Here is a 3,104-nt window from a genome sequence, read left to right as displayed (position 1 = left end):
GACACCCTCACCCCCGAGGAGTGGCGGGCCGCCGGCTACACCCCGCCGAGCGGCATCCCGCTCGGCGCGCTCAGCCCCGGCGCCCCCGGCGAGGCGCCCTGGCCGGACCGGATGCGCACCCTGCTGCGCACCCCGATGTCCGAGCGCCCCGCCTTCGAGCGGAGCGCCCGCGAACTGCACCCCTCCGCGGCCGCGGCCCGCAACGTCCCGCGCATCCTCGACCTGACCCTGCGCCTCGGCGAGCTGCTGCTCGCCAGCGGCGAGGCCGCCGAGGACGTCGAGGCGGCCATGCTCGGCATCGCGCACGCCTACCGGCTGGACCGCTGCGAACCGCAGGTGACCTTCACCCTGATCGGCATCTCGCACCAGCCCTCGCTGGTCGAGCCGCCGATCACCGCCGACCGCGTGGTGCGCCGCCGCACCTCCGACTACACCCGGCTGAACGCGGTGTACGAGCTGGTCGCGGACATCACCGCCGAGCAGGTGAGCGTCAACGACGCCTACCGCCGGCTCGCGGTGATCCGCCGCAACCGGCACCCGTACGCGGCCTGGCTGCTCGCGCTGAACACCGGCCTGCTGGCCGGCGCGGCGACCTTCCTGGTCGGCGGGCAGATCGACGACAAGGCCTGGCTGGTCTTCCTCAGCGCCTTCGTCGCCGCCGTGCTCGGCGACCGGCTGGCCTCGCTGATCGCCCGTCGCGGGCTGCCGGAGTTCTACCAGTTCGTGCTGGCCGCGATGCCGGCCGCCGCCTCCGGCATCGTGCTCTCCTTCAACGACCTGGGCCTGCGCGGCTCCGTGGTGATCACCGGCGGGCTGTTCGCGCTGCTGCCCGGACGCGCCCTGGTCGCCGCCGTGCAGGACGGTCTGACCGGCTTCTACATCACCGCCGCGGCCCGGCTGCTGGAGGTCATCTACCTGGTGGCGGGCATCGTCATCGGCGTGATGCTGATCCTCTACCTGGGCGTCGGCTTCGAGGCGAAGCTCAAACCCGACGAGTCGCTGGTCGGGATCAGCTACCCGCCGGTCCAGATGGTCGCCGCGATGGTGCTGACCCTGGCCTTCGCGATGCTGCTGCAGACCGACCGCCGCTCGCTCGCCCTGGTCACCCTGAACAGCGGCATCGGCTGGGCCAGCTACGGCGCGCTGGCCTACAACGCGGGGGTCTCGCCGATCGTCGCGACCGGTGTGGCGGCCGGCCTGGTCGGCCTCTTCGGCCAGCTGATGGCGCGCTACCGCAACGGGTCCGCGCTGCCGTACGTCACCGCGGCGATCGGGCCGCTGATGCCCGGTTCGGCGCTCTACCTCGGCATGCTCTCGTTCGCCCAGGGCCACCCCAGCGCGGGCCTGGTCCAGATCACCCGGGCCGCCGCGATCGCGATGGCGCTGGCGATCGGCGTGAACCTGGGCGGTGAGATCGCCCGGCTCTTCATGAAGCTCCCGGTCGGGGTCGAGCGCCCCTCGCTCGCTCCGGTGATCCCCCGCCGGGCCGCCAAGCGCACCCGCGGTTTCTGACGCCGGCCGTTGGCCCCCGGGCCATGTCGCGGCAGACCGCACGCAGCACCAGGAACGAAGGTAAGACCCATGACCACACTGCTGGACGGCTACCGCGAGCACATCGTGGCCACGCACAAGCAACCGCTGTTCCTGCTGCTGGTCGGGTTCATCACCTCGTTCGTCTTCATCCGGTTCAGCGTGCGGATGATCAGGGCCCAGGTGCGCTGGTGGCCCGGCAACGTGACGCCCGGCGGGCTGCACATCCACCACATGGTCTTCGGTCTGGGCTTCCTGCTGGCCGGCGGCATCGGGGTGTTCGCGACCTACGGCGGGCACCCGTGGATCGACGTCTTCGGGCTGCTCTTCGGCATCGGCTGCGGCCTGGTGCTGGACGAGTTCGCGCTGATCCTGCACCTGGACGACGTCTACTGGAGCGAGCAGGGCCGCAAGTCGGTGGACGCGGTGATCTTCGGCATCCTCTTCACCGGATTGCTGCTCGTCGGGTACGTCCCGCTCGGCGCCGAGCCCACCGGGGAGACCAGGTGGGGGCTGGTCACGGTCATCTCGGTGAACGCGCTGGCGATGGTCGTCACCCTGCTCAAGGGCAAGGTGTGGACCGGGCTGCTCGGCATCATGGTGCCCGGCCTCTCCTGGATCGGCGCGGTCCGGCTGGCCCGCCCGAGCAGCCCCTGGGCGCGCTGGCGGTACGCCGCGAGCCCGCGCCTGCGGGCCCGGGCGCTCCGGCGCGAGCGCCGTCTGCACCGGCGCGCGGACCGGGCCCGCACCTGGCTTTTCGACCTGATCGCCGGGGCGCCCGACAAGGTGCCGGGCCACCACCCGGCCGCCCACCGGGTGGCCGAGCGGATGGCCGCCCGGGCCACCGCCCACCTGGACGCGCACGCTGCCCGGGCGCTGGCCCGGCGGTCCGCCCGGCTGGCCGACCGCCGCTCGGCGGCGGGCGGCACGGAGCACCCGTCCGGGAGTCACCGGAGCGCCGGCGCGGCGGCGTACGGCGGGCCGGACGGGTACGGCGGGCCGGCCGACCGGGTCGGGCGGCACGGCGGGTCCCAGCAGCGGCGGCGGGCGGTCCGGGCCGGCCGGAGCCGGACGTACGCGGTCGGGTCGGCCGGTCAGGAACCCCGGCCGGGTCGGCGGCGCCGGTTGCGGACACGGACCCGCAGGATGAGCAGGTAGTTCGTACCCCCTGGTGTCCGGCTGGAGCCAAGGCGCGGTCGGATCATCCGATGGTCACCCGGTCGGCGGCGCGGGCTTGAGGTGTGAAAACGGCCCGACTTGAGAACATGTCGGACAGTGACCGTCTTGTCACGGAATGGGAGGCTTCGCCGGGCCTCCGGAGGTGACGGGCACCGGCCGGTCCCGTCGTCACCCCGGCCCTGCGGCGACGCGCGTGCGGCCGCTCCGCTCCCTCGTGACCGTTCGAAGGGGTGCGTCATGGCGCGCAGGCTCCTGCCGATCCTCCTGATGTCCCTCACCTCCGTGCTCGGCCTGCTCCCGGCCGCGATCGCCGCCCCGGCCGAGCCGGGCCCGGCTGTCCCCGCCGATCCGCCCGCCGCCGAACCGTCGGGCCCACCGTCCGCCGCCCCCCCCGG

At 73.8% G+C, this 3,104-nt stretch carries 2 protein-coding genes; both read left to right on the top strand.

Going from position 1 to position 3,104, the window contains the following annotated elements:
• The coding region (locus ABD308_RS33180) for a threonine/serine exporter family protein (RefSeq protein ID WP_344343326.1) at window positions 1–1,512 on the top strand (1,512 nt) is incomplete at its 5' end.
• Between the two features lie 69 nt (window positions 1,513–1,581).
• A complete protein-coding gene (locus ABD308_RS33175) occupies window positions 1,582–2,688 on the top strand; it encodes a hypothetical protein (RefSeq protein WP_344343324.1) in 1,107 nt (368 codons plus the stop codon).
• The last annotated feature ends 416 nt before the right edge of the window (window positions 2,689–3,104 follow it).

The sequence above is a fragment of the Kitasatospora putterlickiae genome (assembly GCF_039527695.1).
GTDB classification, from domain to species: Bacteria; Actinomycetota; Actinomycetes; order Streptomycetales; family Streptomycetaceae; genus Kitasatospora; species Kitasatospora putterlickiae.
Note: the sequence above shows the minus strand (reverse complement) of the source record. Positions and strands in the feature narration are given on the sequence as shown.

Excerpts from the sequence above, each read along its gene's own strand:
- ABD308_RS33175 (WP_344343324.1), top strand. The coding sequence starts at position 1,582 with ATGACCACACTGCTGGACGGCTACCGCGAGCACATCGTGGCCACGCAC.